Origin of the sequence: Streptomyces sp. NBC_00016 (assembly GCF_045040885.1) — a bacterium.
In the GTDB taxonomy this organism is placed as follows: Bacteria; Actinomycetota; Actinomycetes; order Streptomycetales; family Streptomycetaceae; genus Streptomyces; species Streptomyces coriariae.
In genome coordinates, this window is sequence record NZ_CP108304.1 from 1,162,970 (window position 1) to 1,175,388 (window position 12,419).

The 12,419-nt window shown below is 72.9% G+C and carries 13 protein-coding genes; 8 read left to right on the forward strand and 5 right to left on the reverse strand.

Annotated elements, in window-relative coordinates; all coding sequences use genetic code 11:
• Nucleotides 1-93 precede the first annotated feature (93 nt).
• From OG933_RS05255 to OG933_RS05275, 5 genes are all read left to right on the forward strand, one after another.
• Nucleotides 94-1,215, forward strand: coding sequence for a PP2C family protein-serine/threonine phosphatase (locus OG933_RS05255; protein WP_362519933.1), 1,122 nt, complete (start codon nucleotides 94-96; stop codon nucleotides 1,213-1,215).
• Nucleotides 1,216-1,672: 457 nt separating this feature from the next.
• Nucleotides 1,673-2,842, forward strand: coding sequence for a hypothetical protein (locus OG933_RS05260; RefSeq protein WP_362519930.1), 1,170 nt, complete (start codon nucleotides 1,673-1,675; stop codon nucleotides 2,840-2,842).
• A 209-nt stretch (nucleotides 2,843-3,051) separates the two neighbouring features.
• Nucleotides 3,052-3,612 carry a 2Fe-2S iron-sulfur cluster-binding protein gene (locus OG933_RS05265; RefSeq protein WP_362519927.1) on the forward strand — a complete coding sequence of 187 codons (561 nt, stop codon included), beginning with the start codon at nucleotides 3,052-3,054 and terminating at the stop codon, nucleotides 3,610-3,612.
• Between the two features lie 66 nt (nucleotides 3,613-3,678).
• The gene (locus tag OG933_RS05270) at nucleotides 3,679-4,719 is read left to right on the forward strand and encodes an FAD binding domain-containing protein (RefSeq protein WP_405625647.1); all 1,041 of its coding nucleotides are present in this window, start codon (nucleotides 3,679-3,681) and stop codon (nucleotides 4,717-4,719) included.
• A complete protein-coding gene (locus OG933_RS05275) occupies nucleotides 4,716-6,830 on the forward strand; it encodes a xanthine dehydrogenase family protein molybdopterin-binding subunit (RefSeq protein WP_405625649.1) in 2,115 nt (704 codons plus the stop codon). Before OG933_RS05270 ends, OG933_RS05275 begins: the two co-directional genes overlap by 4 nt.
• Here OG933_RS05275 and OG933_RS05280 read toward each other — a convergent pair.
• On the reverse strand, nucleotides 6,827-7,003 hold the full coding sequence (locus tag OG933_RS05280; RefSeq protein ID WP_405625650.1) for a hypothetical protein: 177 nt from the start codon (nucleotides 7,001-7,003) through the stop codon (nucleotides 6,827-6,829). The genes OG933_RS05275 and OG933_RS05280 overlap by 4 nt on opposite strands.
• Nucleotides 7,000-7,365: a hypothetical protein gene (locus OG933_RS05285; protein ID WP_405625651.1), complete on the reverse strand. Its 366-nt coding sequence runs from the start codon at nucleotides 7,363-7,365 to the stop codon at nucleotides 7,000-7,002. The genes OG933_RS05280 and OG933_RS05285 overlap by 4 nt, the downstream gene beginning before the upstream one ends.
• 227 nt (nucleotides 7,366-7,592) lie before the next feature.
• Here OG933_RS05285 and OG933_RS05290 point away from each other — a divergent pair, with 227 nt between their 5' ends.
• The 3 genes from OG933_RS05290 (at nucleotide 7,593) to tgmB (ending at nucleotide 9,295) form a co-directional block, all read left to right on the forward strand.
• Nucleotides 7,593-7,877: a DUF1232 domain-containing protein gene (locus tag OG933_RS05290; protein ID WP_200839884.1), complete on the forward strand. Its 285-nt coding sequence runs from the start codon at nucleotides 7,593-7,595 to the stop codon at nucleotides 7,875-7,877.
• A 223-nt stretch (nucleotides 7,878-8,100) separates the two neighbouring features.
• Nucleotides 8,101-8,292 carry a putative ATP-grasp-modified RiPP gene (gene tgmA / locus OG933_RS05295; RefSeq protein ID WP_020129087.1) on the forward strand — a complete coding sequence of 64 codons (192 nt, stop codon included), beginning with the start codon at nucleotides 8,101-8,103 and terminating at the stop codon, nucleotides 8,290-8,292.
• 16 nt (nucleotides 8,293-8,308) lie between these two features.
• Nucleotides 8,309-9,295: an ATP-grasp ribosomal peptide maturase gene (gene tgmB / locus OG933_RS05300; protein WP_362519909.1), complete on the forward strand. Its 987-nt coding sequence runs from the start codon at nucleotides 8,309-8,311 to the stop codon at nucleotides 9,293-9,295.
• Nucleotides 9,296-9,357: 62 nt separating this feature from the next.
• On the opposite strand, the gene OG933_RS05305 is transcribed toward tgmB, so the two are convergent.
• From OG933_RS05305 to OG933_RS05315, 3 genes are all read right to left on the reverse strand, one after another.
• Nucleotides 9,358-9,603, reverse strand: coding sequence for a DUF5133 domain-containing protein (locus OG933_RS05305; protein ID WP_405625652.1), 246 nt, complete (start codon nucleotides 9,601-9,603; stop codon nucleotides 9,358-9,360).
• A gap of 105 nt (nucleotides 9,604-9,708) precedes the next feature.
• Nucleotides 9,709-11,478 (reverse strand): ABC transporter ATP-binding protein, encoded by a 1,770-nt coding sequence (locus OG933_RS05310; protein ID WP_405625654.1) that lies wholly within the window; start codon nucleotides 11,476-11,478, stop codon nucleotides 9,709-9,711.
• Nucleotides 11,479-11,504: 26 nt separating this feature from the next.
• Nucleotides 11,505-12,365, reverse strand: a complete 861-nt coding sequence (locus OG933_RS05315; RefSeq protein WP_405625655.1) for an aldo/keto reductase — start codon at nucleotides 12,363-12,365, stop codon at nucleotides 11,505-11,507.
• Nucleotides 12,366-12,419 lie beyond the last annotated feature (54 nt).

Here is a 12,419-nt window from a genome sequence, read left to right on the forward strand (position 1 = left end):
GGAGAAGGACTCCCGTCTCGCACAGCCACGGCCCCGTCCACGGTCCCGGAGCTCCGCAGCCCCGTACGCGGGGGTACGTGGAAGGCTTGAGGCATGGCCCTTCGATCACGGCTGGACTTGCGGCGTTCCTGGCGGCCGGGTCGCACCCCCGCGCTGGTCGTGATCCCACTGGGGCTGATCGTCACAGTCTGCGTGGTGGATGTGCTGGCTCCGCCGCACATCCACCTCGGCCCCCTGCTGGTGGCGGCACCCGCGATCACGGTGGCGTTCGCCGGCGCCCGCGTGACCGCGCTGATGGGAGCTCTCGCGGTGACGGCCCAGGTGCTGATCGGCGTGATCAGAGGGGTCCTTCCCACCGCCAACATCCAGGCCCAGATCACCGCCCTGATCGTCGTCTCCTTCGTGTGCGTCACGATCTGCGTGGTCCGGGACCGGCGTGAGCGGCAGTTGCAACGCGTGCGTTCGGTGGCCGAAGCAGCGCAGAGTGTGCTGCTGCAGCCACTGCCCGCCCGCGCCGGCCCGCTGCGGATCGCCGGCCTGTACATCCCTGCCGAGGAGGAAGCCGACCTCGGCGGAGACCTGTACGCGGCCGCACGGACCGACCACCACAGCACCCGGCTCCTCATCGGCGATGTGCGCGGCAACGGCCTGGCCGCGATCAACAACGCGGCCCTGCTGCTCGGCGCCTTCCGCGCGGCCGCCCATCGACAGGCCACCCTCCCCCGGCTCGCGATCCACCTGGACGCCGCGTTCCGCTGGGACACCGGCCAGTGGCGACCAGAGGCAGCTCAGGACACCGACGAGGACTTCGCCACAGCCATTCTGCTCGACATCCCCGACCACGATCCGGTCGTCCATCTCATCGCCTGCGGCCACCCACCGCCGCTCCTCCTGCGGGGGGATCGCCTCACCCCACTGCTGCCCGAGGCGAGCCACCTCCCGATCGGCTTCGGCGGGGTCTTCGGCGTTGCCGCCTACGACGTCCAGACTTTCCCGTTCGAGGTCGGCGACCTGCTGCTCCTCTACACAGACGGCGTCATCGAGGCACGTAATGGCGACGGACTCTTCTACCCCTTCACCGAACGGGCACCGCAATGGTGCAAGGACGACCCCGACGAACTGCTGCGCCTCCTCCAAGGCGACCTGCTGGCCCACGTCCACGGGCACCTCGACGACGACGCGGCCGTGGTCGCGATCCGTCGCCTGGCAGTCTGATCGCCGTGCGCATCCCCGCGCGGCACGAGGATCGCGTCGCAGGTGCCGGGATCCCGTCGACGGCGGGGAAGCCTGCGGGGCGACGGACAGGGCTCGCCCCGACGCGGATGGAGAGCGGGCCCTGTCCACCGGCTCCGATTCTCGGGTCCAGGAGGCCGGCGGGCCCATGGGTGCGCGGGCACCGGCCGTGGTGAACGGCGCACACCCCGTACGAGTGGCGCACACCCCCGCCCGGACCGTCGACCCGCGAGCCGGATCCGCACGCGTGACCTGCGTCGGGCCGGGGAAGGCGCATCCCGGCCGGGCGCCTGCGGGTGCCCGCGCCACCGACCCGCTTGATCGCACACCCCCCGCGGCGAGCGATACTGGCCTTCGCACGTCGTCGCCACGTCGTCACCGCACTCACGAATGGACTCACCACATCTCCGCGACCGTTCCGCCCACGACGCCCTCCACGGTGTGGCAGACCCGTGGCCGTCACACCGGCCCCACCGCTCCGGACGTCCTGCGCAAGCACCTTCAGGCACTCAAGGACGCCGAGACCGTCCAGGACTTCATGGAGCTGCCGGACACCGACACCCCCGAGGGGGAGACGGCCTTCGAAGCCCGGTGGCTGATCGCGGAGGAGGTGACCGTCCGTGCCCGGCTCAGGCTCGCCGAGTGGTCGGGCCAGGGCCAGGAATGGACGCTGACGGCGGAGGCGGAGCGGCCGTGGGACCAGCGGTGGCCCTCGCCCGCCGGGATGTTCTGGTCCTGGGAGGCGGACACCCCGTGGGGCAACGAGACCGTCACCGGTGAGCGTTTCCTCGTCGCGAACCCGCTTCCGGCCGACGAGAAGGAGCTGCGGCGCGCGCTCCGGGGCGCCCTGCGGGACACCTGGGCCGTCCACCTCGTCGTGCACGAGGCCATGACACCCGACGAGCAGGGCCGGCGGTCGCTGGTCCCGCTGCTGCCGCCCGGCCTGCACCACCGGGTCGTCGAGCACCGCGCGGCCCCGCACCAGCTGCGCACCGTGAACTGGGCGCTCAAGGAGGCCCGGGTGGAGGTGCCGCGCGGCGGGGCGCTGGTGCTGCCGGGCGTCCCCGCCCCGGCCGACTACGACGCCGCCGACTACTCGGTGCGCAGCGTGTTCCTGGACGGCACGCATCCCACCGAGCTGCTGGACGCGGTACGGCGCTTCGCGGCGCTGCCCAGGCCGCTGCCGGAGGACGCCGACGCCGCGCTCACCGCCCTGCGGGAGGAGTGGCAGCTGCTGACCCCGGAGGAGGAGCTCGCGCGCGAACGCAAGCTCGTGGTGATGTACAAGGAGGCGCTGGAGGCGATGACGGAGTCCCGGGACCTGTACCGGGAGGCCGCCGAGCACGCCCACGAGGCGCTGGCCGCGTACCGGGAGGCGGCGGCCGAGGCCGGGGAACCGCAGCAGGCGCCGGCCAGGAAGAGCGGCTCGCCGTTCCAGCAGCTGGGCCGGACCCTGGAGCGGTTCAGGGAGTCGACCAAGGGCCTGCGCCCGGTGGCGTCCGCCGCTCCCGCGGCTCGGGTGGAGTCGCCGGAGCAGGACCGCACCGGCGGCACCGGGAGCACGACCGGTGCCACCGGCGGCGACGAAACCGAGGTCACCGACCGGTAAGGGGTCGGCCGGCGCCGGCAGGCAGGTCGGTAGGCGCCGGTGGGCGCCCTGCGGGCGTCCGTGCCCGCCCGTGTCCGTCCGCCCGTGTCCGTCCGTGCCCGCCCGTGTCCGTCCGTTCCCGAATTACCTCGTACCGGGACGTGTCACACGCCCCTGTCTGGATACGCGGTCCCCACGGCACCACGGACCGCCCCGGAAGGGACCCGCACATGGGCAGCGAGCACGGCCCCCGGTCATCGCCCCACCGATCCGACACGACGCTGCGCGTCAACGGCAAGCCGCACACCCTCACCGTCGACCACCGGCGCGTGCTGCTGGACCTGCTGCGGGAGGATCTGGACCTCACCGGAGCGAAGAAGGGCTGCGACCACGGTCAGTGCGGCGCGTGCACCGTCCTCGTCGACGGGCGGCGCGTCAACAGCTGTCTGCTGCTCGCCGTCACCCTGGACGGCAGCGACATCACGACCGTCGAGGGACTGTCCGGCGACGGCGAGGATCCGCATCCGCTCCAGCAGGCCTTCCTGGAGCGCGACGCCTTCCAGTGCGGGTACTGCACGCCCGGACAGATCTGCTCGGCGGTGGGCGCGCTCGCCGAGGCGGAGTCGGGCCATCCCTCGCACGTCACGGACCCTGCGACGCCCTCCGGACGGCCGGTCGCGCTGGACCGGGACGAGATCCGCGAGCGGCTCAGCGGCAATCTCTGCCGCTGCGGCGCGTACCCGCGCATCGTCGACGCCGTCCAGGACGTGACCGGGGCGGGCAGCACATGACGGGGCAGCACATGACCGGGCCGACGGCCCAAGGGCACGACCGGGGCAACCAGAGGACGTGATCCGGTGGAAACCTTCGCCTACGTACGGGCCGGCACTCTCGCGGAGGCCGCCGAAGCCTTCGCCACGCACCCGGGCGCACGCTATCTGGGCGGCGGCACCAACCTCGTCGACCTGATGAAGCTCGGCGTGGAACGGCCGACCGCCCTCGTCGACGTCACCCGGCTGCCGCTGGACGAGGTGACGGAGCTGCCGGACGGGTCGCTGCGGATCGGCGCCCTGGTGCGCAACAGCGACCTCGCGGCGCACCCACGCGTGCGTGACCGCTACCCCGTGCTCTCCCAGGCGGTACTCGCGGGCGCCTCGGGCCAGCTGCGCAACGCCGCCACCACCGGCGGGAACCTGCTCCAGCGCACCCGCTGCCCGTACTTCCAGGACGTCTCCAAGCCGTGCAACAAACGGGAGCCGGGCAGCGGCTGCGCCGCCCGGGACGGCGTGCACCGCGACCACGCGGTGCTCGGGTACTCCGAGCACTGCATCGCCACCCACCCCTCGGACATGGCGGTGGCGCTGGCCGCGCTGGACGCCGAGGTCGAGCTGTACGGCACGGCGGGCGTGCGCCGGGTGGCGGCGGCCGAGTTCCACCGGCTGCCCGGGGAGGAACCGGAGCGGGACACCGTGATCGAACCCGGCGAACTCGTCACCGCCGTCCTGCTGCCCGCCGCCACGGCCGGGCTGCCGTCCGCGTACCGCAAGGCGCGCGACCGGGCCTCGTACGCCTTCGCGCTGGCTTCCGTCGCCGTGGTCCTGGAGGTCGCCGACGGTGTCGTCGCGCAGGTGGGGATCGCCTTCGGGGCGTTGGCCCACCGCCCGTGGCGGGCCCGGCGGGCCGAGGAGGCGCTGCTGGGCGCGGCTCCCACCCGGGCGGCCTTCGAACGCGCCGCCGAGCTGGAACTCTTTGAAGCCCGGCCGCTGCGCGACAACGCGTACAAGGTGCCGCTGGCCCGCAACCTCGCCGTCGACGTCCTGACCCGACTCGTACCGCACGAGCCCGGACCGGACGGGCCGCCACCGCACGGGCCCGGATCGCGGGAGGAGGACTCATGACCGCCGTGGGCGCTCCCGCCGAGCGCAGGGAGGGCCGGGAGAAGGTCACCGGAACCGCCCGTTACGCCGCCGAACAGCCCCTTCCCGGGCGGCTGTTCGCCCGTCCCGTCCCGGCGGGGATCGTGCGCGGCCGGGTGACCGACGTCGACGACACGGCGGCGCTGGCGCTGCCCGGTGTCGTCACCGTGCTCACCCACCGCAACGCGCCCCGCCTCGCCTCCGCGGACGACGCCACCCTCGCCGTGCTCCAGGACCCCGAGGTACCGAACCGGGGCTGGTTCGTCGCCCTGGTGGTGGCCGACAGCCCGGAGGCGGCCCGGGCCGGCGCCGCCGCCGTGCGGGTCACCTGCGTCGAGGAGAAGCACGACGTCACGCTCACCGCGTCGCACCCGCAGGCGTACGTCCCCGAGAAGATCAACGGGATGTTTCCGGGCGTACGCGAACTGGGCGACCCCGACGGCGCGTTCGCCGACGCGGAGGTGCGCGTCGACGTCGGCTACCGGGTGCCGCCCCTGCACAACCACCCCATGGAGCCGCACGCCAGCACCGCGTACTGGGACGGCGAACGGCTCACCGTGCACACCTCCAGCCAGGGCACCACGGTCGTACGCGCCGTGCTCGGCACGATGTTCGGCCTGGCGGACGAGCGGATCACGGTCGTCGCCGAGCATGTCGGCGGTGGCTTCGGGTCCAAGGGCATGCCCCGGCCCGACGTGGTGCTCGCCGCGATGGCCACCTGGCACACCGGACGCCCGGTCACCGTGGTCCTCCCCCGCCGCGTGCTGCCCACCTCCGTCGGCCACCGGGCGTCCACCCTGCACCGGCTGCGCCTGGGCGCGGACTCCGACGGCCGGCTGACGTCGCTCGTGCACGAGGTGACCACGTACACGTCGCGGATCAAGGAGTTCGTCGAGTACGCGGGCATCCCGGCCCGCATCATGTACGCCGCCCCGAACCTGCGCAGCCGGCATCACGTGGTACGGCTCGACGTGCCGACGCCGTCCTGGATGCGGGCCCCCGGCGAGGCACCGGGCATGTACGCCCTGGAGTCGGCGCTGGACGAGCTCGCCGAGGCCCTCGGGCTGGACCCGGTCGAGGTGCGGGTCCGCAACGAGCCGGACGCCGAACCGGACAGCGGCAAGCCGTTCAGCAGCCGGCACCTCGTCGAGTGCCTGCGGGAGGGCGCCCGCCGGTTCGGGTGGTCCGACCGGGACCCCCGTCCCCGCACTCGTTCCGCCGGCCCGCTGCTGCTCGGGACGGGCGTGGCCGCCGCCACGTACCCGGTGCAGGTGTATCCGTCGAGGGCGGCGGCGCGTGCCCTGCCGGACGGGTCCTTCCTCGTCGAAGTGAACGCCGCGGACATCGGCACCGGCGCCCGTACGGTCCTTGCGCAGGCCGCGGCGGACGCCCTGCAGGCACCCCTGGAGCGGGTGCGGATCCGGGTGGGCAGCAGTGATCTGCCGCCGGCCCCGCTGGCGGGCGGTTCCTCGGGTACCGCCTCCTGGGGCTGGGCGGTGCACGAGGCCTGCACGCGGCTCGCCGCACAGCTGGCGGAACATCAGGGTCCGCTGCCCGAGCAGGGGTTGGAGGCGCGCGCCGACACCAAAGGGGCGGCCGACGCCGAAAGTCCCTTCGCGCGGCACGCGTTCGGGGCGCACTTCGCGGAGGTCTCCGTGGACACGGTGACCGGAGAGGTGCGGGTGCGCCGGCTGCTCGGGGTGTACGCGGCGGGACGCATCCTCAACCCCCGTACGGCGCGCTCCCAGTTCGTCGGCGGGATGACCATGGGCCTGGGCATGGCGCTGACCGAGGGCAGCACCCTGGACCCCGCCTTCGGCGACTTCACGGAGTCGGATCTCGCGGCCTATCACGTGCCCGCGCACGCCGACGTCCCGGACATCGAGGCGCACTGGATCGAGGAGGACGATCCGCATCTCAACCCGCTGGGCGGCAAGGGGATCGGAGAGATCGGCATCGTGGGCACGGCGGCCGCCCTCGGCAACGCCGTGCACCACGCCACGGGGGTCCGCTTCCGCGAACTGCCCCTGACCCCCGACCGGGTGCTGACGGGCCTGCTGGAGACCCCGCAGCACCCGGTGCCGGCCGGCTAGCCGCCGCTGAGCGGACGCCGGTCCGGGGTGCTCGGCGCCACGCGCGTCCGCCGCCCGCCCAGCAGGCTCACGAGGAGTGCGAGGAGCGCCGTCAGCGCGGCGGCCGTGGCCGTCGGGACGGCGAGCCAGGCCGGCGCGAGGGTCGCCTCCGTGATCCCGGCCGATTCCGTCATCTCGACGCGCGGGGCGAGCAGTTGGGCGCCGGCAGCGCCACGAGCCGGGTGACCTCCTCCACGGAGCGGCTCTCGGCCGCGGCACGGATCATGTGGCCGGCGTGCTCCGCGTGGTGCGGCGGCCGGGACAGCACGGTCACCAGCAGGGGTACGTCCTCCAGGGGCCGGTTGGCCGCGGCGGCGTGGAGGAGGCCGTCGACGGGGTCGGGGTAGGCGGGTCCGGCCTCGCTCGGCGGGCCGGCGTCGGGCCCGTACACGGGAGCCGTCGGTGGGACCGGGGGCAGTGCGGTGGTGGCGGCGGAAGTGTCGGGGAGGGGTGGGACGGAACGGTCCGTGAGGGACCGTGTGGAGCGGGTGATCATGCTGAGCTCTCTTCGGAGGGTGCGGTCGCCCCTGCATCCCCGAGATGCGACACGCGACGTGACCCTGCCCATTGCACGGGCCGCCCGGCACGCTCCGCCACCTGGACGCGGCAGCCGTGTGAGCCGCCTCCGAAGCGGTAATCCCGCCGGAAACGGGAATCCGGAAACCGAAAGCGGGGAAATCGAGTAAGTGCAGACGTCGCGCGACGGACCATATGGGAGGGCCCGTGGATGCGCCAACCACGCTCGTCGTCGTCGCGGTGCTGGCCGCCGCGGCGCTGTTCGCCGTGGCCGCCGCCGTGCTCGTGCGTCTGGTCCGCGCCCGCCGGGGCCTGAGACGAGCGGGGCTTCCCACCGGGCCGCGCTGGGTGTTCTGGGGGGCGGTCCTGTACTTCGTGCTTCCCACCGACGTACTGCCGGACCCCGTCTATCTCGACGACATCGGTGTCCTCCTGCTGGCTCTGCGTTCCCTGCGCCGCACCCCCGGTGACACCGCACGCCTCCCCGACTGACCGTCCGGGAAGAGGTTTTCACCCCCGCTCGACCCGATCTCCCCTGCTCCGCGCCCTGTTCGGTGCCCGACCGCGCGATGATCACGGAGAGTAAGGAAACCAACCACCCGTTCGATTCGTATAAGTGACTGAAGGACGCACCTATCAAGCACCACGCAGCGGGCCCGAGTGACGTCGCACAGCGGCACCGCTTGATCGAAGCAGTACCGACGAGGGAGAGACGATGCAACCGTTCACGCTCAACTACGCACGCCCAGCGGCCGAGTTGGAGTTCAGCACTCCGTACGCCTATGACCCCGGAATGCAGTTGAACGTAACTCTCGACGGCCGGATCGCCGCTCGCGACCACGCCCTCCTGAGAGAACTCGGGACAACGACCTCGACGGCGGGCTCCAAGACCCACTTCGACGACTGAACACGGACCGACGAAAATGACCGTGCTCATCCTTACCTGTGAAGAGGACGTCACGGCGGACATGGTGGTCGTGCACCTGAACGCCGCGGGCGTCCCCGTCGTCCGGCTGGACCCGGCCGACCTGACCCACTCCGTCGCGCTCTCCGGCGAGTACGTGCACGGTGCCTTCCGGGGCCACCTGTCGTCCGCCGGACGGCTGGTGAGCCTCGACGGGCTGCGGTCGGTGTGGGTCCGGCGGCCCGGCGAGGCGGCGGCCCGGGCGGCCCAGCCGTCCGCGTGGCTCACGGAGGAGGCCTCGCAGGCGCTGTACGGCATGCTCCGCGGTACCGGGGCACGCTGGATGAACCACCCGGACGCGTCCCGGCGCGCCCGGTACAAGCCCTGGCAGCTGCGACTCGCGCAACTCAGCGGGCTGCCCGTGCCGGCCACGATCGTCACGACGTTCCCGCAGGCGGCCCGCGAGTTCGCGGACCGCTACCCGGATCTGGTGGTCAAGCCGGTGTCCGGGGCACATCCGCAGGACCCGCCCCGGGCGGTGCCCACCACCCGGGTCCCGCCGGGCGCGGACTTCGCCGCCGTCGCCTACGGACCGACGCTCCTGCAGCGCCGGGTGGCCAAGCGGGCCGACATACGGCTGACCGCGGTCGGCGACCGCATCCTGGCCGCCCGCAAGGAGACGGCCCCCGGCGGCGACCCCGACGTGGTGGACGTGCGCTACTCGCCCTCCACCGCACCGTGGCGTCCCGCCGACGTCCCGCCGCGCCTCGCCGAGGCCGTGCGCAGATATCTGCGGGAGGCGGAACTGGCCTACGGTGCCTTCGACTTCGCGGAGGACGCCGACGGGACGTGGTGGTTCCTGGAGTGCAACCAGTCCGGCCAGTTCGGCTTCGTGGAGGTGGACACCGGGCAGCCGATCGCCCGCACCATCGCGCAGTGGCTGGCCGACGCGCCCCCGGAGCGCGATGCCCGGCAGCCCGACCGGTGCGGCTCCACCGCCTCGTGAGACGTCCGGGCGCGGCGGGCACCGCTGGGGTGCCGCCGCGCCGGGTCCGCTCGGTGCCGCCCTCAGACGGCCAGGGACAGTCCGCCCTCCGGGTCCCGCGCCGGCACCGCCGCCGCGGCCTCGAGCAGGGCGTCCGCCGCGGCGACCGCCTCCCGGACGTCGGGCGTGTCCATCAGCACGCACAAGGTGTACGTCACGTCCTGCAGTTCACGAGCCGTCTGCGGCCTGTCCCACTCCGCCTGAGCGATCCTCAGCGTCGCGTACCGGGTCAGCAACGTCCTGGCGACCTTCGGGTCCGGAACGATCACGAGCGCCCCTCTCTCCTGTTTGCGCTGCGTGTGCCCGGACCTGGGCGAATCATGCACGGCGGGCGGGAATGTCACCCGCCGGGGTCATGATCCGGCCACCTGCGCTCACGCGACCTGCCCGCTGTGCAGCGCCGTGTAGGCGCCGCCCCGGTGCAGGAGCTCGTCGTGCGTGCCGGTCTCCAGGATCCGACCCTCCCCCATCACCACGATCCGGTCCGCGCCGCGCACGGTGGACAGCCGGTGCGCCACCACGAAGGTGGTGCGGCCGCGCAGCAGCCGGGCGAGGGCCTGCTGGACGAGGGCCTCGGACCGGGTGTCCAGCGCGGACGTCGCCTCGTCCAGGACCAGCACCTTCGGGTCCCGGATCAGGGCGCGGGCGATGGCCAGCCGCTGTTTCTGCCCGCCCGACAGCCGGGCCCCGCGCTCCCCGACGAGGGTGTGCAGGCCCTCCGGGAGGCGTTCGACGAACTCCAGCGCGTTGGCGTCGCGCAGGGCGGCGCGGACCGTCTCCTCGTCGGCCTCGTCCTCCATGCCGTAGGCGACGTTCTCGCGGATCGTGCCGTCGAAGAGGATCGACTCCTGGGGCACCACCGACACGAACCGTCGGTAGGTGCGCAGGTCCAGGCTGTTCATGTCGGCCCCGTCGAGCAGTACCCGGCCCGAGGTCGGCCGGATGAAGCCGATGACGAGGCTGAGCACCGTGGACTTGCCCGCGCCGGAGGCCCCCACGAGGGCGACCGTCTCCCCGGGGGTGACGGAGAGGGTGAAGTCGCGCACCGCCGCGCTGCCGTTGTCGTAGGCGTAGCCGACGTCCTCGAAGGTCACGGAGCCGTGCAGCGCGGTGAGTTCGGACTTGCCCTCGTTGTCCTCCAGTTCGGGTGCCTGGAGGACCTCGCCGACCGAACGCACCGACTCCAGGCCCTTGGTGATGACCGGGGCCAGGCCGGTCAGGGTGGTGGTGGAGTTGGTGAGGGTGGTCAGGAAGGCGCTCAGCATCACGACGTCGCCGGCGCTGACGCCCCAGACGCCGTAGTACGAGATGAGCGCGGCGCCGGTGAGGACGAGCACCCCGATCACGTTGAGCAGCACCCAGGCCAGCGAGCCGAAGCGGCCGTTGAGCAGGTCAAGTCGCATCCCGGAGGTGAGCAGCCGGCTCAGGGTGCCGTCCATGCGGCGCAGCGCCTTGCCCTCCAGCCCGTGGGCGCGGGTGACCGGGATCAGGCGGGTCATCTCGGTGACGCGCGAGGACAGGGTCTCCACCTCGTGCCGGAAGTCCTCGTTGTGGGTGCGCAGCCGGGCCCTGAGGCGGTCCACGAGCACGGCGGCGACCGGCACGACGACGAGGAAGACGGGCACGAACTCGGGGGTGCGCACGGCGATGATGACGAGGCCGCCGGTGAGCACGGTCAGCGCGCCGAGCCCCTGCTCGGCGGTCTGCTGCACCATCTGCTCCACGGTCTCCACGTCCCGCACCACCTTGGCCTGGAGCACGCCGGCGCTGACCCGCGAGTGGTAGCCGATGGACAGCTGCTGCATACGGGTGCACAGCGCGGACCGCAGGGTGGTGCCCATGCGGCGGACGCTGCCGTAGAGCAGCCGCACGTAGAGGAGGTGCAGGGGGTAGTTGACCAGCAGGATGAACAGGATGACGCCGGTGCTCGTCCAGAGCCTGCCGATCGGCTGGTGCTGGACGACGGTGTCGATGATGGACGCGGTGATCAGCGGCAGCAGCCACACGGGGCTGTGCTTGACCGTGAACACGCCGACCGCGCCGGCGAGGCTGCGCCGGTCGGCGCGCAGGAGGTAGGCGAGGGTGCGGATCGGGTGCTCGCCCCGGTAACGGTGGTCGAGCGGTCTTTCGTACGACGACGCCATGGACGGCGGTCCTCCCGGTGGTCGTGTCAGAGGGCGGCGTCCAGCTCGGCGAGTTCGGCGGCGGTGAGGACGAGGTCCGTCGCGGCGAGGGAGTCGAGGATCGTCTCGGGGCGGCTGGCGCCGGGAATGGGCACCACGACCGGTGACCTGGCGAGCATCCAGGCCAGGCACACCCGTTGCGGGCTGACCCCGTGGGCCTCGGCCACATGGGCGAACGGGGCGTAGGAGGAGCCCAGTTCGCGGGCCCGGGAGATGCCGCCGAGCGGGCTCCACGGCAGGAACGCGATGCCGAGTTCGTCGCACAGGCGCAGTTCGGGCTCGCTGGAGCGGAAGGCCGGGGAGAACTGGTTCTGCACGGCGGCCAGGCGCCCGCCGAGGATGTCGTTCGCCTGCCTGATCTGCTCGGGGTTCGCGTTGGAGATGCCGGCGGCGCGGATCTTGCCCTCGTCCAGCAGCTCCCGTACCGCGCCGACGGACTCTTCGTAGGGGATCCGCGGGTCGGGGCGGTGGAACTGGTAGAGGCCGATGGCGTCCACGCCGAGCCGGCGCAGCGACGCCTCGCAGGCCGCCCTGAGGTGTGCGGGGCTGCCGTCCAGGGTCCAGCTGCCGTCGCCGGGGCGCAGATGGCCGCCCTTGGTGGCGACCAGGACGTCCCGTCCCCGGTCGTGGCCGGCGAGGGCCTTGGCGATCAGGGTCTCGTTGTGGCCGACCTCGTCGGCGTGGAGGTGGTAGGCGTCCGCGGTGTCGATCAGGGTGACACCTGCGTCGAGTGCGGCGTGGATCGTGGCGAGGGACCGGGCCTCGTCCGGTCGTCCCTCGATCGACATGGGCATGGCGCCGAGGCCGATCGCGCTGACGTCCAGGTCACCGATACGGCGGGTCTGCATGGGCTCGCGACCTCTTTCGGATGCGGGCGGGCAGGGCGAAGTCCGGTGCACCGG